Source organism: Paenirhizobium selenitireducens ATCC BAA-1503, assembly GCF_000518785.1.
GTDB classification, from domain to species: Bacteria; Pseudomonadota; Alphaproteobacteria; order Rhizobiales; family Rhizobiaceae; genus Allorhizobium; species Allorhizobium selenitireducens.
Genome location: NZ_KI912496.1, coordinates 33,729 through 49,902, shown reverse-complemented (window position 1 = coordinate 49,902; position 16,174 = coordinate 33,729). Strand labels below are relative to the sequence as shown.

At 65.0% G+C, this 16,174-nt stretch carries 14 protein-coding genes; 4 read left to right on the top strand and 10 right to left on the bottom strand.

Going from position 1 to position 16,174, the window contains the following annotated elements:
• Positions 1-5: 5 nt before the first annotated feature.
• The 3 genes from L867_RS0123790 to L867_RS0123780 form a co-directional block, all read right to left on the bottom strand.
• Entirely contained in the window at positions 6-1,175 is a 1,170-nt protein-coding gene (locus L867_RS0123790; protein ID WP_028739161.1) for a fumarylacetoacetate hydrolase family protein, read from the bottom strand.
• A 204-nt stretch (positions 1,176-1,379) separates the two neighbouring features.
• Positions 1,380-2,096: a FadR/GntR family transcriptional regulator gene (locus L867_RS0123785; protein WP_028739160.1), complete on the bottom strand. Its 717-nt coding sequence runs from the start codon at positions 2,094-2,096 to the stop codon at positions 1,380-1,382.
• 34 nt (positions 2,097-2,130) lie between these two features.
• Complete coding sequence (locus tag L867_RS0123780) at positions 2,131-3,579, bottom strand: FAD-binding oxidoreductase (RefSeq protein WP_232364007.1); 1,449 nt, start codon at positions 3,577-3,579, stop codon at positions 2,131-2,133.
• A 182-nt stretch (positions 3,580-3,761) separates the two neighbouring features.
• Here L867_RS0123780 and denD point away from each other — a divergent pair, with 182 nt between their 5' ends.
• The 4 genes from denD (at position 3,762) to msrA (ending at position 8,070) form a co-directional block, all read left to right on the top strand.
• Positions 3,762-4,745, top strand: a complete 984-nt coding sequence (gene denD, locus L867_RS0123775; RefSeq protein WP_028739158.1) for a D-erythronate dehydrogenase — start codon at positions 3,762-3,764, stop codon at positions 4,743-4,745.
• Positions 4,742-5,659: an NAD(P)-dependent oxidoreductase gene (locus L867_RS0123770; RefSeq protein WP_037174424.1), complete on the top strand. Its 918-nt coding sequence runs from the start codon at positions 4,742-4,744 to the stop codon at positions 5,657-5,659. The genes denD and L867_RS0123770 overlap by 4 nt, the downstream gene beginning before the upstream one ends.
• Positions 5,656-7,440, top strand: coding sequence for an IlvD/Edd family dehydratase (locus L867_RS0123765; protein ID WP_028739156.1), 1,785 nt, complete (start codon positions 5,656-5,658; stop codon positions 7,438-7,440). The genes L867_RS0123770 and L867_RS0123765 overlap by 4 nt, the downstream gene beginning before the upstream one ends.
• 120 nt (positions 7,441-7,560) lie before the next feature.
• Positions 7,561-8,070 (top strand): peptide-methionine (S)-S-oxide reductase MsrA, encoded by a 510-nt coding sequence (msrA, locus tag L867_RS0123760; RefSeq protein ID WP_028739155.1) that lies wholly within the window; start codon positions 7,561-7,563, stop codon positions 8,068-8,070.
• Between the two features lie 60 nt (positions 8,071-8,130).
• On the opposite strand, the gene L867_RS0123755 is transcribed toward msrA, so the two are convergent.
• From L867_RS0123755 to L867_RS0123725, 7 genes are all read right to left on the bottom strand, one after another.
• The gene (locus L867_RS0123755; RefSeq protein WP_028739154.1) at positions 8,131-8,898 is read right to left on the bottom strand and encodes an SDR family oxidoreductase; all 768 of its coding nucleotides are present in this window, start codon (positions 8,896-8,898) and stop codon (positions 8,131-8,133) included.
• A gap of 124 nt (positions 8,899-9,022) precedes the next feature.
• Positions 9,023-10,552, bottom strand: coding sequence for a UxaA family hydrolase (locus tag L867_RS0123750; protein ID WP_028739153.1), 1,530 nt, complete (start codon positions 10,550-10,552; stop codon positions 9,023-9,025).
• Positions 10,553-10,618: 66 nt separating this feature from the next.
• Entirely contained in the window at positions 10,619-11,539 is a 921-nt protein-coding gene (locus L867_RS0123745; protein WP_028739152.1) for an SMP-30/gluconolactonase/LRE family protein, read from the bottom strand.
• A gap of 43 nt (positions 11,540-11,582) precedes the next feature.
• Positions 11,583-12,533, bottom strand: coding sequence for an ABC transporter permease (locus L867_RS0123740; RefSeq protein ID WP_028739151.1), 951 nt, complete (start codon positions 12,531-12,533; stop codon positions 11,583-11,585).
• Positions 12,530-13,474 (bottom strand): ABC transporter permease, encoded by a 945-nt coding sequence (locus L867_RS0123735; protein ID WP_028739150.1) that lies wholly within the window; start codon positions 13,472-13,474, stop codon positions 12,530-12,532. The genes L867_RS0123740 and L867_RS0123735 overlap by 4 nt, the downstream gene beginning before the upstream one ends.
• Positions 13,471-14,931 (bottom strand): sugar ABC transporter ATP-binding protein, encoded by a 1,461-nt coding sequence (locus tag L867_RS0123730; protein WP_028739149.1) that lies wholly within the window; start codon positions 14,929-14,931, stop codon positions 13,471-13,473. Before L867_RS0123730 ends, L867_RS0123735 begins: the two co-directional genes overlap by 4 nt.
• Positions 14,932-15,044: 113 nt before the next feature.
• The gene (locus L867_RS0123725) at positions 15,045-16,058 is read right to left on the bottom strand and encodes an ABC transporter substrate-binding protein (RefSeq protein ID WP_028739148.1); all 1,014 of its coding nucleotides are present in this window, start codon (positions 16,056-16,058) and stop codon (positions 15,045-15,047) included.
• Between the last annotated feature and the right edge of the window lie 116 nt (positions 16,059-16,174).

The following is a 16,174-nucleotide window of genomic DNA, read 5'->3' as shown; positions in this document are numbered from 1 at the left end:
TCCCCTCACACCTTGTCGAGCAGGCCGCGAGCGGCCAGGTTGCGGATCAGTGCCTTCGTGCCGAAGGTCCAGGGCGGGCAGGCATCGGTGCGCTCCACCCAATTGACGAGGCGGCCAAGCTTGGGCGTGGCGATCTCCACGCGGTCGCCGAGCTCGTGGGTGAAGCCCTGGCCCGCGCCGCGCCGGTCCTTGACCGGGGCGAACATGGTGCCGAGGAACAACACCGCGCCGTCCGGATATTGATGATTGCGGTTGATGAGCTGGCGGGCGAGATCCGCAGGCTTGCGGCTGATCGCCTCCATAGGGCTTTCGCCGGTCATCTCGAAACCGTCCTTGCCCTCGACTTTGAGAGACACCCGCACGCGCCCAAGCTCATCCAACCCGAAGGACGTGTCGAACAAGCGGATGAAGGGGCCGATCGAGCAGGAGGCATTGTTGTCCTTGGCCTTGCCGAGCAGCAGGGCCGAGCGACCCTCGACGTCGCGCAGGTTGACGTCGTTGCCGAGCGTCGCGCCGACGATTTCGCCGCTGGAGCGCAGCACGAGCACGACTTCCGGCTCAGGATTGTTCCACTCGGAAATGGGGTGGATGCCGACCAGCGCGCCGCAGCCGACCGCCGACATCGGCTGAGCCTTGGTGAAGATCTCCGCATCCGGACCGATGCCGACTTCGAGATATTGCGACCAGAGGCCCATGTCCTGCAGCAGCGCCTTGACGCGGGCCGCCTGTTCGGAGCCGGCGACGACGCCACGCAGGCTGTCGCCGAGAACCGGCGCCAGACGCTTGCGGATGTCCAGGGCACGCGAGGCATCGCCCTTGGCCTGCTCCTCGATCACCCGCTCGAGCATGCTGTCGGCAAAGGTCACCCCGGCGGCCTTGATCGCCTGCAGGTCGACCGGCGCCAGCAGTTCACCGGCTTGGCCGGAGAGGAAATCATCGAGGGAGCCGAGTTCGGCAAGATCGCTCGCCCCCTTCAAACGGGAAGCTACATCCTCGATTTCCAGAAGAGATGAAACGGTGGCGGACAGCGGCGAGAGGTCCAGCAGGCGGCCATTGCGCACGAGGACCGGGCATGGCCCATCGACCGCCTTCGACCACACGCGCCCGACCAGCAAGGCCTCGGCGGCGTCATCCGGCAAAATCTGCGCGGCGCTTAGCGAATGCGTGGAACCCAAAACGTACCTCCCCCGTTCAAAGTCTGCAGGTGCGCCCTCCAGCCCACCTTGCCCTATTGTCAGGATGTCTGACAACAATGCTGAAACGTTTTAGTCGGACTCTTTCCGGCTGTCCAGCGCCGAAACAGATTTCCCGACTGAATTCGAATTCAGAAGAAATTCATCAGCGGCCGCGCCGGGCAAACGAACGCGGCGACGCCTTGTTCAATACGATTCGAGCTCAAGACCGAGACGGCCGGTGGCTCCGAGCAGGTGGCGGCGCATCGCTTCGCGCGCCCGTTTCGGGTCGCGGCTGGCGACGGCCTCGCGGATGGCCAGATGCTCGGCGATGGTCACCTCGACAATTTCCTCGAGCACGGCCGCGGCGCGAGCCGCATTGATCGCCAGGCTGATGCGTTCGGCGATGAAGCCGATGAACAGCGTGAAATACTCGTTCCGGGTGGCCGCAGCCAGGATACGGTGAAAGGCGAGATCGGCCACGATGCCCTGATCGGTCCACTTGTCCGCGCCCGTCATCGCCGCCAGCGTCTCGTCCAGCTTGTCCAGGTCGCTCTGGTCGTGATGGACCGCCGCCAGCCCCGCCGCCTCGATTTCCAGCGGCAGACGCAGCTGGAACAGCTCCCGGAAACTCTCGCGGTCGTGCAGGTCGTCCTGCTCGATCCGGATCGATTGCCGGGCACGCTGTTCGGTGACGAAAGCGCCTACCCCCTGCCGCGTCTCGACGAGCCCTTCGTTGCGGAGCTGGGCGATCGCCTCGCGCACAACGGAGCGGCTGACACCGAAGCCCTTGGCCAGAACGTGCTCGGTCGGCAGTTTCTCGCCAGGCAGGATGCGGCCCTCGGCAATATCGCGGCCGATCTGCGCCGCGATGCGCGCCGGCAAATGCTCATTGCGCCTGATATGACCGAAATCCACCGACATGCTGCCCCGTCTCCTTGTAGCCCCCGGCGGTTTTCTAGGAATTCTGCACGAAATTCAATTGGCAACCGGGATTCATGACGAAGGTAGGGTCGATGGCAGTCTTGATCGCGGTCAGCAACTGGCGCTGAACCGCGGGCAGCCGCACGTCGAAATCCGGTTTCTTCAACCGTCCGATGCCATGCTCCGCACTGATCGACCCGTGATAGGCGTCGAGCACCACGTTGATGGCTACCTTGGCCTGGTAGATCTGCGCGGCGCACTGCTCCGGCGAAAGCCCCGCAGGCGGCAGCACGTTCAGGTGCACATTGCCGTCGCCGACATGGCCGTAGGACACGCTCACACAATCCGGCAGAGCGGCGGCAACCGCGGCTTCGGCATCACGGACGAAATCGGCAAGCCGCGAAAGAGGAACGGAAATATCCGTCCGCAGATGCGGGCCGCGTTTTGCCTGCCCTTCGTTCATACCTTCGCGGAAGAGCCACAGATTGCGCGCCTGGCCCTTCGACGTGGCGATCACGCCGTCGGCCACCAGCCCTTCCTCCATCACGCCGCCGAGGAAACGCTCCATCAGGTCGTCGATGTCGACGAGGCCAGAGCCGGAGATCTCCATCAGCACATAGGCCGGGTAGTCGCCGGCCATCGGCATTGCAAGATCGGGGATCGCCTCGCGGGCGAGCACGAAGGCCAAGGGCGGCATGAACTCGAAGGCCGACAGCAAATCACAGCAATCGCGGCGCGCACGGCGATAGAGAACGATGGCATCGTCAAGGGCATTGAGGCCGACAAGCGCGGTTGCCACCCGGTCGGGTTCCGGCATGAGCTTGACGGAGACGGCCGTGATGATACCGAGCGTGCCTTCGGCGCCGATGAAAAGCTGCTTGAGATCGATGCCGCGATTGTCCTTGCGCAGCGTCGACAGTCCGTCGAAGACCGTGCCGTCGGGCAGCACGACTTCCAGGCCGAGCACCAGCTCCCGGGTCATGCCATAGCGCAGCACATTGATGCCGCCGGCATTGGTGGAGACATTGCCGCCAATCCGACACGAACCCTGCGCGCCGAGCGCCAGCGGGAAGAACATGCCCTCGCGCCCCACCGCATCCTTGAATTCCGAGAGAATGCAGCCGGCCTCGACCACGGCGGAGAAATCATCCGCGTCGATGCGCCGGATCGCCGTCATGCGTTCGAGGCTGAGCACCACCTGGCTGTCCGGCCGGTCCGGAACGGCGCCGAGCACCAGGCCGGTATTACCGCCCTGCGGAACGATCGAAAGGCCGAGCGACGCGCAAGCCCTGACGGCGGCCGCGACCTCGTCGGTGGACCGTGGCCTCAGGACAGCAACCGCACCGGTCGTCACGTCGCCGTGCCAGTCGCGGCAATAGCGCCCGACCTCATCACCGACCAGAACCATGTCCGGGCCAAGCGCTCGAACGAGCGCCTCCTGCTGGTCATCCGCTGCCGCCGCTACCGCTCCGCTCCGTCCGATCAAGGTCGCATTCTCCAAGTGCCCGACCCCGACGAACTCTGCTAGCGTCGACGGTGGGGATTGCCAATAATTCTGTTTTCAAACCTATCATATAAGGTTATCAGACAACCTTACAATATTTGTTTTGAGCGGCTTGTCATTCGTCAAATCGGAACGGCAGGCCCTGCAGGAGGAGGAAATCCATGCATATCCTGATCATCGGCGCCGCGGGAATGGTCGGCCGCAAACTCGCCGATCGCCTGGCGCGCGACGGCGCGCTCGGCGGCAAGGCGATCGAGGCCATGACCCTGGTGGACGTGGTCACGCCCGACGCTCCGGCCGGTTTTGCCGGCAAGGTGACGCTGGAAACCGTCGATCTTTCGACACCCGGTGAAGCGGAGCGCCTGATTGCCGGCCGTCCGGACGCGATCTTCCATCTCGCGGCCATCGTCTCCGGCGAGGCCGAGATGGATTTCGAAAAAGGCTATCGCATCAATCTCGACGGCACGCGCTACCTGTTCGACGCCATTCGCGTCGCCAACGGCCAGGACGGCTACAAGCCGCGGGTCGTCTTCACCTCGTCGATCGCCGTCTTCGGCGCGCCCCTGCCCTATCCGATCCCGGACGAATTCCACACCACGCCGCTCACCAGCTACGGCACCCAGAAGGCGATCTGCGAGCTCCTGCTATCAGACTATTCGCGCCGCGGCTTCTTCGACGGCATCGGCATCCGTCTGCCGACGATCTGCATCCGCCCGGGCAAGCCGAACAAGGCTGCCTCCGGCTTCTTCTCCAACATCCTGCGCGAACCGCTGGTCGGCCTGGAAGCCGTGCTTCCCGTCTCCGACGACGTGCGCCACTGGCATGCCTCGCCGCGCTCGGCCGTCGGTTTCTTGATCCACGGCGCGACGATCGATGTCGACAAGGTCGGCCCGCGCCGCAACCTCTCCATGCCGGGCCTGAGCGCCACCGTCGGTGAGCAGATCGAGGCGCTGCGGCGCGTTGCCGGCGACAAGGCCGTCAATCTCATCCGCCGCGAACCGGACGAGATGATCATGCGCATGTGCGCCGGTTGGGCGCCGGGCTTCGAGGCCAGGCGCGCCCGCGAGCTCGGCTTCACCGCCGAAACCTCGTTCGACGAGATCATCCGTGTGCACATCGAAGACGAACTGGGAGGAAAGCTGTGAGCTCCCCCGCCAGCACAGGTCGGGGCTCGCGCCGGATCGCCTTTCTCGGCACCGGCCTGATGGGCGCGCCGATGGCGCGTCGTCTTCTCAAGGTCGGCCTCGCCGTCACCGTCTGGAACCGGGACCCGTCCAAGGCGGACGCCTTGTCTGCCGACGGCGCAACTGTTTCCTTGATGGCTGCCGACGCCGTGCGCGGTGCCGACATCGTCTTCACCATGCTGAGCGACGGCAAGGCGGTGACGGATGTTCTGTTCGACCAGGGCGTCGCCGATGCTTTGAAGCCCGGCGCCATCGTCGTCGACACCTCGTCGATCGCCCCGCCGATCGCCCGCGAGCATTCCGAAACGCTGCGCAAGCGGCAGGTGCACCACATCGATGCCCCCGTGTCCGGCGGCGTGGTCGGCGCCGAAGCGGGTACGCTCGCCATCATGGCGGGCGGCGATGCGGCCATTGTCGACAGCCTCGCTGACGTCTTTGCAGCGCTTGGACGCGTGACCCATGTCGGCCCCTCGGGCGCCGGTCAGATCTGCAAGCTCGCCAACCAGCAGATCGTCGCGATCACCATCGGTGCGGTCGCTGAAGCCATGATCCTCGTCGAGGCCGGCGGCGCGAGCCGCGAAAAGTTCCGCGACGCGATCCGCGGCGGCTTTGCCGAAAGCCGCATTCTCGACCTGCATGGCGGCAGAATGGTGAACCGCAGCTTCGCGCCGGGCGGCCCGTCGCGGCTCCAGCTGAAGGACCTCGACGCGGTCGCCGCCATGGCTGACCTGTTCAGCCTCGAGCTGCCGCTCACCGCCATGGTGCGCGACGAGTTCCGCCAATTCGTCGCAGACGGCGGCGGCGAGAAAGACCATAGTGGGCTGCTGCTGCATCTCGAAAAGATCAATCATCGCCAGCGGGAGGAGAACCAATGAGCGAAGAAAACAAGACCGGCCGACGCCTGCGCTCGCAGAACTGGTTCGACAATCCCGACCATATCGATCTGACAGCGCTCTATCTCGAGCGCTTCATGAACTACGGCACGACGCCGGAAGAGCTGCGCTCGGGCAAGCCGATCATCGGCATCGCCCAGTCGGGCAGCGACCTCAACCCCTGCAACCGCCACCATCTCGACCTCGCCAAGCGCCTGCGCGACGGCATTCGCGATGCCGGCGGCATCCCGATCGAGTTCCCGACCCATCCGCTGTTCGAGAACTGCAAGCGGCCCACGGCAGCCCTCGACCGCAACCTCGCCTATCTTGGTCTGGTCGAAATCCTCTACGGCTACCCGCTCGACGGCGTGGTGCTGACCACCGGCTGCGACAAGACCACGCCCTCGGCGCTGATGGCGGCCTCCACCGTCGATTTGCCGGCCATCGTCTTCTCCGGCGGCCCGATGCTCGACGGCTGGCATGACGGAGACCTCGTCGGCTCCGGAACCGTGATCTGGCGCTCGCGCCGCAAGCTTGCCGCGGGCGAGATCACCCGTGAAGAATTCCTTGAGGCGGCGCTCGATTCGGCACCCTCGGTCGGCCACTGCAACACCATGGGCACGGCATCGACGATGAACGCCATGGCCGAAGCGCTCGGCATGTCGCTGACTGGCTGCGCCGCCATTCCGGCCGCCTACCGCGAGCGCGGCCAGATGGCCTATCGCACCGGCCGTCGCGCCGTCGAACTGGTTCTTCAGGACATCAAGCCGTCCGACATCCTGACCCGGGCCGCCTTCCTCAACGCCATCAAGGTCAATTCGGCGATCGGCGGCTCGACCAATGCCCAGCCGCATCTCGCCGCCATGGCGAAGCACGCCGGTGTCGAGCTTCATCCGGACGACTGGCAGGTGCACGGCTTCGACATTCCGCTGCTCGCCAACGTGCAGCCGGCCGGCGCCTATCTCGGCGAGCGCTTCCACCGCGCCGGCGGCGTGCCGGCGATCATGTGGGAACTGTTGAAAGCCGGCAAGCTCGACGGAGCCTGTCCGACGGTCACCGGCAAGACCATGGCCGAAAACCTGCAGGGCCGCGAATCCGACGACCGCGAGGTCATCAAGCCCTACGACGCGCCGATGCGCGAACGCGCCGGCTTCCTGGTGCTGAAGGGCAATCTGTTCGACTTCGCCATCATGAAGATGAGCGTCGTGTCGGAAGGCTTCCGCGAGCGCTATCTGTGCGAACCCGGCAGGGAAGGCGTGTTCGACGGCAAGGCCGTCGTGTTCGACGGCTCCGAGGACTACCACAAGCGCATCAACGATCCGGAACTCGACATCGACGAGAACACGATCCTGGTGATCCGCGGCGCCGGTCCGCTCGGCTGGCCGGGCTCCGCCGAAGTGGTCAACATGCAGCCGCCGGATCACCTGCTGAAGAAGGGCATCATGAGCCTGCCGACGATCGGCGACGGCCGCCAGTCCGGCACCGCCGACAGCCCGTCGATCCTCAACGCCTCGCCCGAAAGTGCGGCCGGCGGCGGTCTCGCCTGGGTGAGGACCGGCGACATCATCCGCATCGACTTCAACGAGGGTCGCTGCGACATGCTGGTGGACGAGGCCGAAATCGAGCGTCGCAAGGGCGAAGGCATCCCCAAGGTGCCCGCCGACGCGACTCCTTGGCAGCGGATCTATCGCCAGACCGTCACGCAGCTCTCCGAGGGCGCGACGATCAAGGGCGCGGACGACTTCCGCCAGATCGCCAGGACGCCGCCGCGTCACAACCACTGACGTCCAACGGGTCGCGGGCGCCTTTCCGCGATCACATCCTCGTGCCCTGCGGCCCGCGCGTTTGACGTTGCGGGCCGCGAGCCCCATCTAAGGGCGGAACCCACACCGAAGGAGGATGGCATGACGACAAACACCGAACGCGCCGTACTGGCTGGCGGATGCTTCTGGGGCATGCAGCAGTTGATCCGCAGGATGCCCGGCGTTCTCGCCACCCGCGTCGGTTATACCGGCGGCGACGTGGCCAACGCCACGTACCGCAACCACGGCACCCACGCCGAAGGCATCGAGATCACTTTCGATCCCTCGAAGATCAGCTACCGCGACCTGCTGGAATTCTTCTTCCAGATCCACGACCCGACCACGCCGAACCGCCAGGGCAATGACGTCGGCATGAGCTATCGCTCGGCGATCTACTACACCAGCGACGAGCAAAAGCGCGTGGCCGAGGACACCATCGCCGACGTGAACGCGTCAGGCCTGTGGCCCGGCAAGGTGGTGACCGAGGTCGAGCCCGTCGGTGATTTCTGGGAAGCGGAACCGGAGCACCAGGATTATCTGGAGCGCATTCCGAACGGCTATACCTGCCATTTCCCGCGGCCGAACTGGAAACTGCCCCGCCGCGCCGCCTGACAAGTAACACCGACATCCTCGACGCCGCCGATACCTCAGGTTCGGCGGCGTTTCTGCGCCTCAGAGCACGACGCTCATGCCGCCATCGACATAGATGATCTGGCCGTTGACATAGTCGGAAGCGGACGAGGCGAGGAAGACGGCGGCTCCCACCAGTTCCTCCGGGCGCCCCCAGCGGCGCGAGGGCGTGCGCCCCTTCACCCAGGCATCGAACTGCGGATTGCTGGTGAGCGCCTCGTTCATGTCGGTCAGCATGTAGCCCGGACCGATGGCATTGGCCTGGATGCCGTACTCGGCCCACTCGGCCGCCATCGACTGGGTCAGGAGCTTGATGCCGCCTTTCGCCGCTGTGTAGGGTGCGACCGTCGGGCGGGCAAAGGCGCTCATCAGCGAGCCGATATTGACGATCTTGCCCTGCCCGCACGGGATCATGCGCTTGACGGCCTCGCGGCCGACGAAGAAGGCGCTGGTCAGGTTGGTATCGATCACCCGCCGCCATTCCGCGGCCTCAAGCTCGACGAGCGGCTTGCGCAGCTGGATGCCGGCATTGTTGACGAGAATGTCGATCGGGACACCTTCGGCGTCGAGACGCTGGAAGGCTGCAACGACGGCGGCTTCGTCGGTGACGTCGAAGGGTTCGACGAGGACGACATGCCCTTGCGAACGCAGGACGTCCGCTGTTTTCGCCAGCCGGTCGGCATCCATGCCGTTCAGCACCAGCCGCGCACCGGCCTCGGCGAGCCCCGTGGCGATCGCCAAGCCCAACCCACGCGATGAACCGGTCACGAGGGCGGTCTTGCCTTCAAGGCTGAACAGCGGATTTTTCAAGTCACTACTCCCGATTTCCTTTCGTGTGTCTCCTCCCCGTCACCACGGCACGAAGCACACCTCGCGGGACTATAGAGGACGCGAGGCGGGAGGACAGCCGCGACTGCCGGTATCCGTCCCTTGCTCAGGTTACGGCGCCGACCTGCCACGGCACGAATTCGTTGTCGCCGTATTCGAATTCCTCGCTGCGCGTCTTCTTGCCGGAAGCGACCGCGATCACCTCCTCGAAGATCCGCCGGCCGGCCGCCTCGATCGTATCCTCGCCGGTAACGATGTCGCCGCAGTTGAGGTCCATGTCCTCTTCCATGTGGCGGTACATTTCGGAATTGGTGGCGATCTTGATGCACGGCGCCGGCTTGAAGCCGGAGACCGACCCGCGGCCGGTGGTGAAACAGATGACATTGCAGCCGCCCGCCACCTGGCCCGTGACGGCAACCGGATCATAGCCGGGCGTATCCATGAAGACGAAACCGGGTTCGGTCACCATCTCGGCATATTCGTAGACCGCCGAAAGTGGCATCGACCCGCCTTTGGCGACTGCGCCGAGGGATTTTTCCAGAATGGTGGTGAGCCCGCCGAGCTTGTTGCCGAAGGAGGGATTGTTGTTGAGCTCGTCGCCGTTGCGGGCGGTGTATTGGCGCCACCACTCGATACGGTCGAGCAGCTTCCTAGCCACGGCGGGGCTGACCGCGCGGCGGGTCAGCAGATGTTCGGCCCCGTAGATCTCCGGCGTTTCGGCCAGCACCGAGGTTCCGCCGTTCCGCACCAGAAGGTCCGAGGCAACGCCGAGCGCCGGATTGGCCGAAATGCCGGAATAGCCATCCGAGCCGCCGCATTCGAGCGCCAGCTTGATGCCGGACAAGGGCTGTTCGGTGCGGCCAACGGCATTGACGATCGGCAGCATCTCCTTGATCGCCTCGCAGGCGGCGTCGATGGTCTTGCGGGTCCCGCCGGTGTGCTGGATCGTCATGGTCTTCAGCAGCGCGCCTTCGACGAGCTTGTAGTGCTCGAGGATGGGCGCGATCTGGTTGGTCTCGCAGCCGAGCCCGATCATCAGGATACCGCCGAAGTTCGGATGACGGGCATAGCCCTGGATGGTGCGCGTCAGGATCTCGTAGCCTTCGGACTTGGTATTGATCGCGCAGCCGCCCCCATGGGTCAGCGCGACCACGCCATCGACATTGGGAAAACCCTCAAGCCCGTGATGCCGGTTGAAATGCTCCGCCACGTAACGCGAGACTGTCGCCGAACAGTTCACCGAAGAGATGATGCCGATGTAGTTGCGGGTGCCGATGCCGCCGGCGCCGCGATTGAAGCCCATGAAGGTGCGCCGCTCGGCCTCCGGCAGCAGGACCGGGCCGGCGACACCGCCGAACTCGTAGGCGTGCTGCGAATCGATCATTTCGAGGTTGTGCAGATGCACATGGTCGCCGGCCTCGATCGGTTCCGACGCAACCCCGATCACCTGGCCGAACTTCAGGACTTCCTTGCCCTTGGCGATGGAACGCAGCGCGATCTTGTGGCCGCGGCCGATCTGGACCCTGGCAAACAGGCCTTCCGGCCCTGCCGGCGCACCGGCCGGGATCACCTTGCGGGCGACGCCCACGTCGTCGGCGGGATTCAGGATGATGATCGGCGAAACGGCAGTGGTCATGGCCGGGCTCCCTGGCAGAGACTATGCGGAGGTTTCAGGTCTGGCGCCCGCCATCGCGGGCGCGCCTCATGGATATTGGGCGCCGCTGGCCGTCGTATAGACCGCATAGAGCGAACGCGTCGCGGTGATGAACAGCCGGTTGCGGCGCGGCCCGCCGAAGGTCAGGTTCGCCACCGTCTGCGGCACCAGGATCTTGCCGAGCAGCGTGCCGTCCGGCGCAAAGCAATGCACGCCGTCGCCCGCACTGGTCCACACATTGCCCAAGGTATCGACGCGAAAACCGTCCGGAATGCCATTGTCCAGATTGCAGAACACCCGCCCGTTTGTCAGGCGCGAGCCGTCGACGACGTCGAAGACGCGGATATGGCTCGGCGCCGTCTCGTCGTGGCTCTGCGCGGAATCGGCAACATAGAGCCGCTTCTCGTCGGGCGAAAAGGCAAGACCGTTGGGCTGGCGAAAATCATCGACGACGGCGGAAAGCGCACCGCTCTGCGGATCGAGCCGGAAGACGTTGCGGTGCGCCAATTCCGGTTCGGCCTTGTAGCCTTCGTAGTCGGACAGGATGCCGTAGGTCGGGTCGCTGAACCAGACGCTGCCGTCGGACTTGACCACGACGTCGTTCGGGGCATTGAGCCTTCTGCCGCCAAACTGGTCGGCCAGCACCGTGATGCTTCCGTCGATTTCCGTCCGCGTCACGCGTCGGCCGCCATGCTCGCAGGTAACGAGCCGTCCCTGGCGGTCGCGCGTATTGCCGTTGGCGAAGTTCGACGGCTCGCGGAACACCGATACGCCATGGCCCGGCGAATAGCGCAGCATGCGCTGGTTGGGAATGTCGCTGAACAGCAGGCAGTTGAGATCGGCGAACCAGACCGGACCTTCCGCCCAGCGGCAACCGGAATACAGTTCCTCCAGTTCGGCGCTGACGACGATCAGGTGGCGGAAGCGCGGGTCGTGGATCTCGTAGATCGATGAAGGGGCAGTCGTCATGGCAGTCGTTCCGCAGACCTGTGGAATTGGAGGAGGTGGTTCTTCATCTTGATCCCCGCGGCGGTCGGCTCGCGACCAGGATCACGGTGATGATGATGAGGCCGGTCAGGATCAGGCGGATGCCGGCGCCGAAGCCATAGGTGTTGAGCATCGAGACGACCAGGAACATGAAGAGCGAGGCGCCCCAGATGCCCGGAACGTTGGAATTTCCGCCGGCGACCGCCGAACCGCCGATGACCACCACGGCGATCGACATCAGCAGGTATTCCGAACCCATGTTGAGCGCCGCCCCGCCGGAAAAGCTCGCCAGCAGATAGCCGCAGACCGCCGCCAGCACCGCGCAGAGCACGTAGGTCAGGAGGCGCGAGCCGTCGACAGGGATACCGGCCATGCGGGCGGCGAACCGGCTCTGGCCGATCGCCGAGATCCAGCGGCCGAAAATCGCCCTATCCAGCAGCCACCAGACGGCGACGGAAAGCAGCAGCGCGACGAGCGCAATATTGGGAATGCCGAAGCTGGTCGAGGTGGTGAACTGGGCCAGCACTTCCGGCGGTTTGACCCTGAGGCCGCGATTGTACCAGATGGCCGAGGACTGGACGATGAAGCTCATCGACAGCGTGGCGATGATCGGCGGGATCCTGAGCAGCTTGATCAGCGCATAGTTCAGCACGCCGATGACCACGCCGATCAGGATGGCGACGAGAAAGCCGACGAGGATCAGCGAATCCTGGCCGTCCATCAGCTTGAGCGCAATGGTGCCCGACAGCGTCATCGTGGCCGGCACAGAGAGGTCGACATTGCCCGGTCCGAGCGTAATGACCAGCATCTGCCCGAGACCGACGATGACGGAGAAGGCGGCGAAGGTGAACGCAGCCTGGGAGAGCCCGGCCGAGCTGGCCCCGCCGGTGAACAGCACGGTGACGATCCAGGTGGCGATGGCGGCGACGAACGACCAGATCCAGGCCTTGCCGAAGAGAGCGGTAACGCGGGTCATGGCTGCTTCTCCTCCTGGCCGCGGCGATTGAGCACCAGCCTGAGCCCGAGCACGATGATGAGGATCGCTCCCTGCGCGCCGATCTGCCAGTCGGGCGAGATGCGCATGAAGGAGAGGAACGAACCGGCAAGCGTCAGCGTCAGCGCACCGATGACCGCCCCGACCGGCGAGACGCGCCCGCCGACGAACTCGCCGCCACCAAGGATGACGCCGGCGATCGACAGGAGCGTATAGCGCAGTGCGATGTTGGCATCCGCCGAGGTGGCGAGACCGACCAGCGCGATGCCGGACAGGATGGCGAAGAAGCCGGCTGCCGCATAGGTCGCGCCCTTGATCCACAGCACCGACCAGCCGGCGCGGGCAACCGAGCGGGCATTGCCGCCGACGCCGCGCATCAGCACGCCGAAGGTGGTGCGCATGACAAGAAGGTGGGCCACGAGCGCTATCAGCAGGCTGGCGATGATCGCCATCGGCACGAAGGGCGGCTTGGACACCATCACGGCCCGCAGCCAGACAGGCGCTTCGCCGCCGGGAGCCGGCAGGATGATGACGGCCAGCCCGCCCCAGACGAAGCTCATCCCCAGCGTAACGACGATCGAGGGCAGGTCCCGCAGGTGGATAATCATGCCGAGCGCCGCATAGGTCAGCACGGCCGCGGCCAGAATGGCGATCGCAGTCACCGGCTCCGTCGGCATGTAGACCGCCGTCACGCAGGCGGCGAAGCTGACAAAGGTTCCGATCGACAGATCGAGATCGTTGACCGCCATGATCAGCATCTGCGCGATGGTGGCGAGCGCGATCGGCACGGCGAGATTGAACAGCAGGTTGAGCCCGGTATAGCTCATGGCGCGCGGCTGAATGTAGAACACCGCCGCGAGCAGGATCGCAAGCGAGACCGCCGGGATGATCAGTCGCAGCGTGTTGATAGAGAGACCCTTCATGCTGCCTCTCCCGAGAAGGAGGCGGCGAGCACATGGCTTTCGTCGATCTCGTCATCCGTGAGTTCGGCGACGATCGCGCCGTCCCGGAACACATAGACCCGGTCGCACAGGCAGATTTCGTCCATTTCCGTCGAATACCAGATGAACGTCCGGCCAGCCTCGGCTTCGGCCCTGATGATCGCATAGACCTCCTGCTTGGTGCCGATGTCGACGCCGCGCATCGGGTCGTCCATCAGCACAATCTCGGCCTTCGTGGCGAGCGCCCGGGCGAAAAGCACCTTCTGCTGATTGCCGCCCGACAGCGAGAGAATGGGATTGCCCATGTCGGGCGTACGTATTTCCATGCGGGTCTTCCAGTCTGCGCCGAGCGCCGTTTCGCGCCCGCCGTCGATCGCCCAGAGCCGCGCAAGATGCGGCAGGCTGCCGATCGACAGGTTCTTGAGAATGCTCCACAGCGGGAACGTGCCGTTCAGCGCGCGGTCGCCGGCGACGAAGGCGATCGCATCGCCGTGACCGGGCAACCAGTTGCCGCTGTAGTCGCGGAAGAGATCGAGCAGCATGTCGGTCTGGCCATGGCCACCGAGGCCGGCAAGCCCGATGATCTCACCCTTGCGCGCCTTGAAGCCGATCGGCGATCCGGCCTGCGGCGCGCGCTCGATCGAAAAATCCGCCTCGGTCCTGATCCTGGCGCCGCCGCGGGTCCGTTCCTTGACGACGCTGCCCATGGCTTCCACGAGACTGTTCACGGTGAATTCGGCCGCCGGCCGCGAGGCCACGACCCGGCCGTCCTTCATCACCACGATGCGGCTGGAGGTCGACAGGATCTCGCCGAGAATATGGGAGATGAGCAGCACCGCGCCGCCGGAAGCGACGAAGCGGCGGACATGGGCGAGCAATTGTTCGGCCAGACCCGCATCGAGCGACGAGGTGGGCTCGTCCAGGATCACCAGCCGCGGCGCGTCTGTGACGGCGGCAAAGGTGATGGCGATCTCCACCATCTGCCGCTCGGCGATCGACAGTTCTCCGACGGTCGCCGTGCAGTCAATGTGGTTGCCGGGAAAGATCTCGTCGAGTTTCGCGCGGATCAGCGACAGCGCCCGCTTGCGCCAGCCGAAGCCGGAAAGCCCCGCATGCATGACGCGGGTGTTCTCGACGATGGTGAGGTTCGGACAGAGCGACAATTCCTGGAAGACGCATCGCACGCCGCCGGCGCGCGCTGTGGCGATCCCGCCGGCCCCGTCCGCGCCTCCATAGGCGATCGTGCCCTGGTGCGGCGGGAGACCGCCATTGATGACGTTGACGATAGTCGACTTGCCGGCGCCGTTGTGGCCAACCAGACCGACTGCCTCGCCGGGCAGGATCGTCAGATCGACGCCGTCGAGCGCCTTGACCGCGCCGAACTCGACCCTGACACCACGCGCGGAGACGACCGCCTGCTGTTCGGCTTCAATACTCATGCCCTTGGCCACTGCCTGTCTGGAAAATTCATGGGATGACCACCCGGCGCCAGGTTGGGGGCGCCGGGTGGCGGGAGATCACGGCGGCGTGAAGTTCCGCCGTGATGATACCGTCACTTGCCGTTGATGACCGCCTGGGCATCCTCGAGCGAGTATTCGACGTTGGCCACGCCGCCCTTTTCGGTGGTCTCGAGGTTCTTCTCGAGATTGTCCTGATCGATGCGCAGGAAGGGAACCACGAGGTCCTTCTTCACTTCCTTGCCGTCGAGGATCTGCTGGGCGACCCAGAAGGCGAGCGTCGAGACGCCGGGCGCGATCGAGACCGACATGGTCTCGTAGCCGCTCGCGTCCTTCTGCTTCTTCCACCACTGCAGTTCGTCCTCGCGATTGCCCATGACGATGGTCGGGATCGGGCGCTTGGCCGCGTCGAAGGCCTGAGCCGCGCCATAACCGTCACCGCCCTGGGTCACGACCGCGGCGATTTCCGGCAGGCTCGGCAGGATGCCGGCGACTGCGCGCTGGGCAACGTCCTGCGCCCAGTCACCATGGACCGAACCGGCGATCTTGAACTGCGGGAACTGCTTGACGCCTTCATGGATGCCGGCGGAAATCTCGTCGTCGACGAAGACGCCTGCAAGGCCGCGGATTTCAAGCAGGTTGCCGCCGTTCGGGATCTTCTTCGACAGGTATTCGACCTGGCTGCGGCCCATTTCCTTGAAGTCGACAGCAATGCGCCAGGCGCAAGGCTCGGTGACGATGCCGTCGAAGGAAACGACGGTGATGCCGGCATCGCAGGCTTCCTTGACGGCGCCGTTGAGCGCGGTCGGTGAGGCAGCGTTGACGACGATGGCGTCATAGCCTTCCAGGATCATGTTCTGGATCTGCGCGGCCTGTTCGGTCGCCTGGTTTTCGGCGGTAGTGAACGGATCGGCAGCGGCGACCGTGCCGGCCTTCACCGCTTCCTTGGTAACCTTGTCCCAGCTGGTCAGCATGGCCTGACGCCAGGAATTGCCGGCGTAGTTGTTGGAAAGCGCGATCTTCTTGGTCGATGTGTCGGCATGGGCCGAAATTGGCATCGCCGCGCACACGATCGCAGCCGACGCCAGGAGTAATTTCCTGATGGTCATGTCTCTCTCCCTGAATGCCGGAGCGGTCCGGCGGATCTCCGGGACCGCTCCTCAACGGCTGGCCCGGAAATGTTCCTCCACTGAGGACTGGCGCCTCAGTGAAATGCAGGATGGAG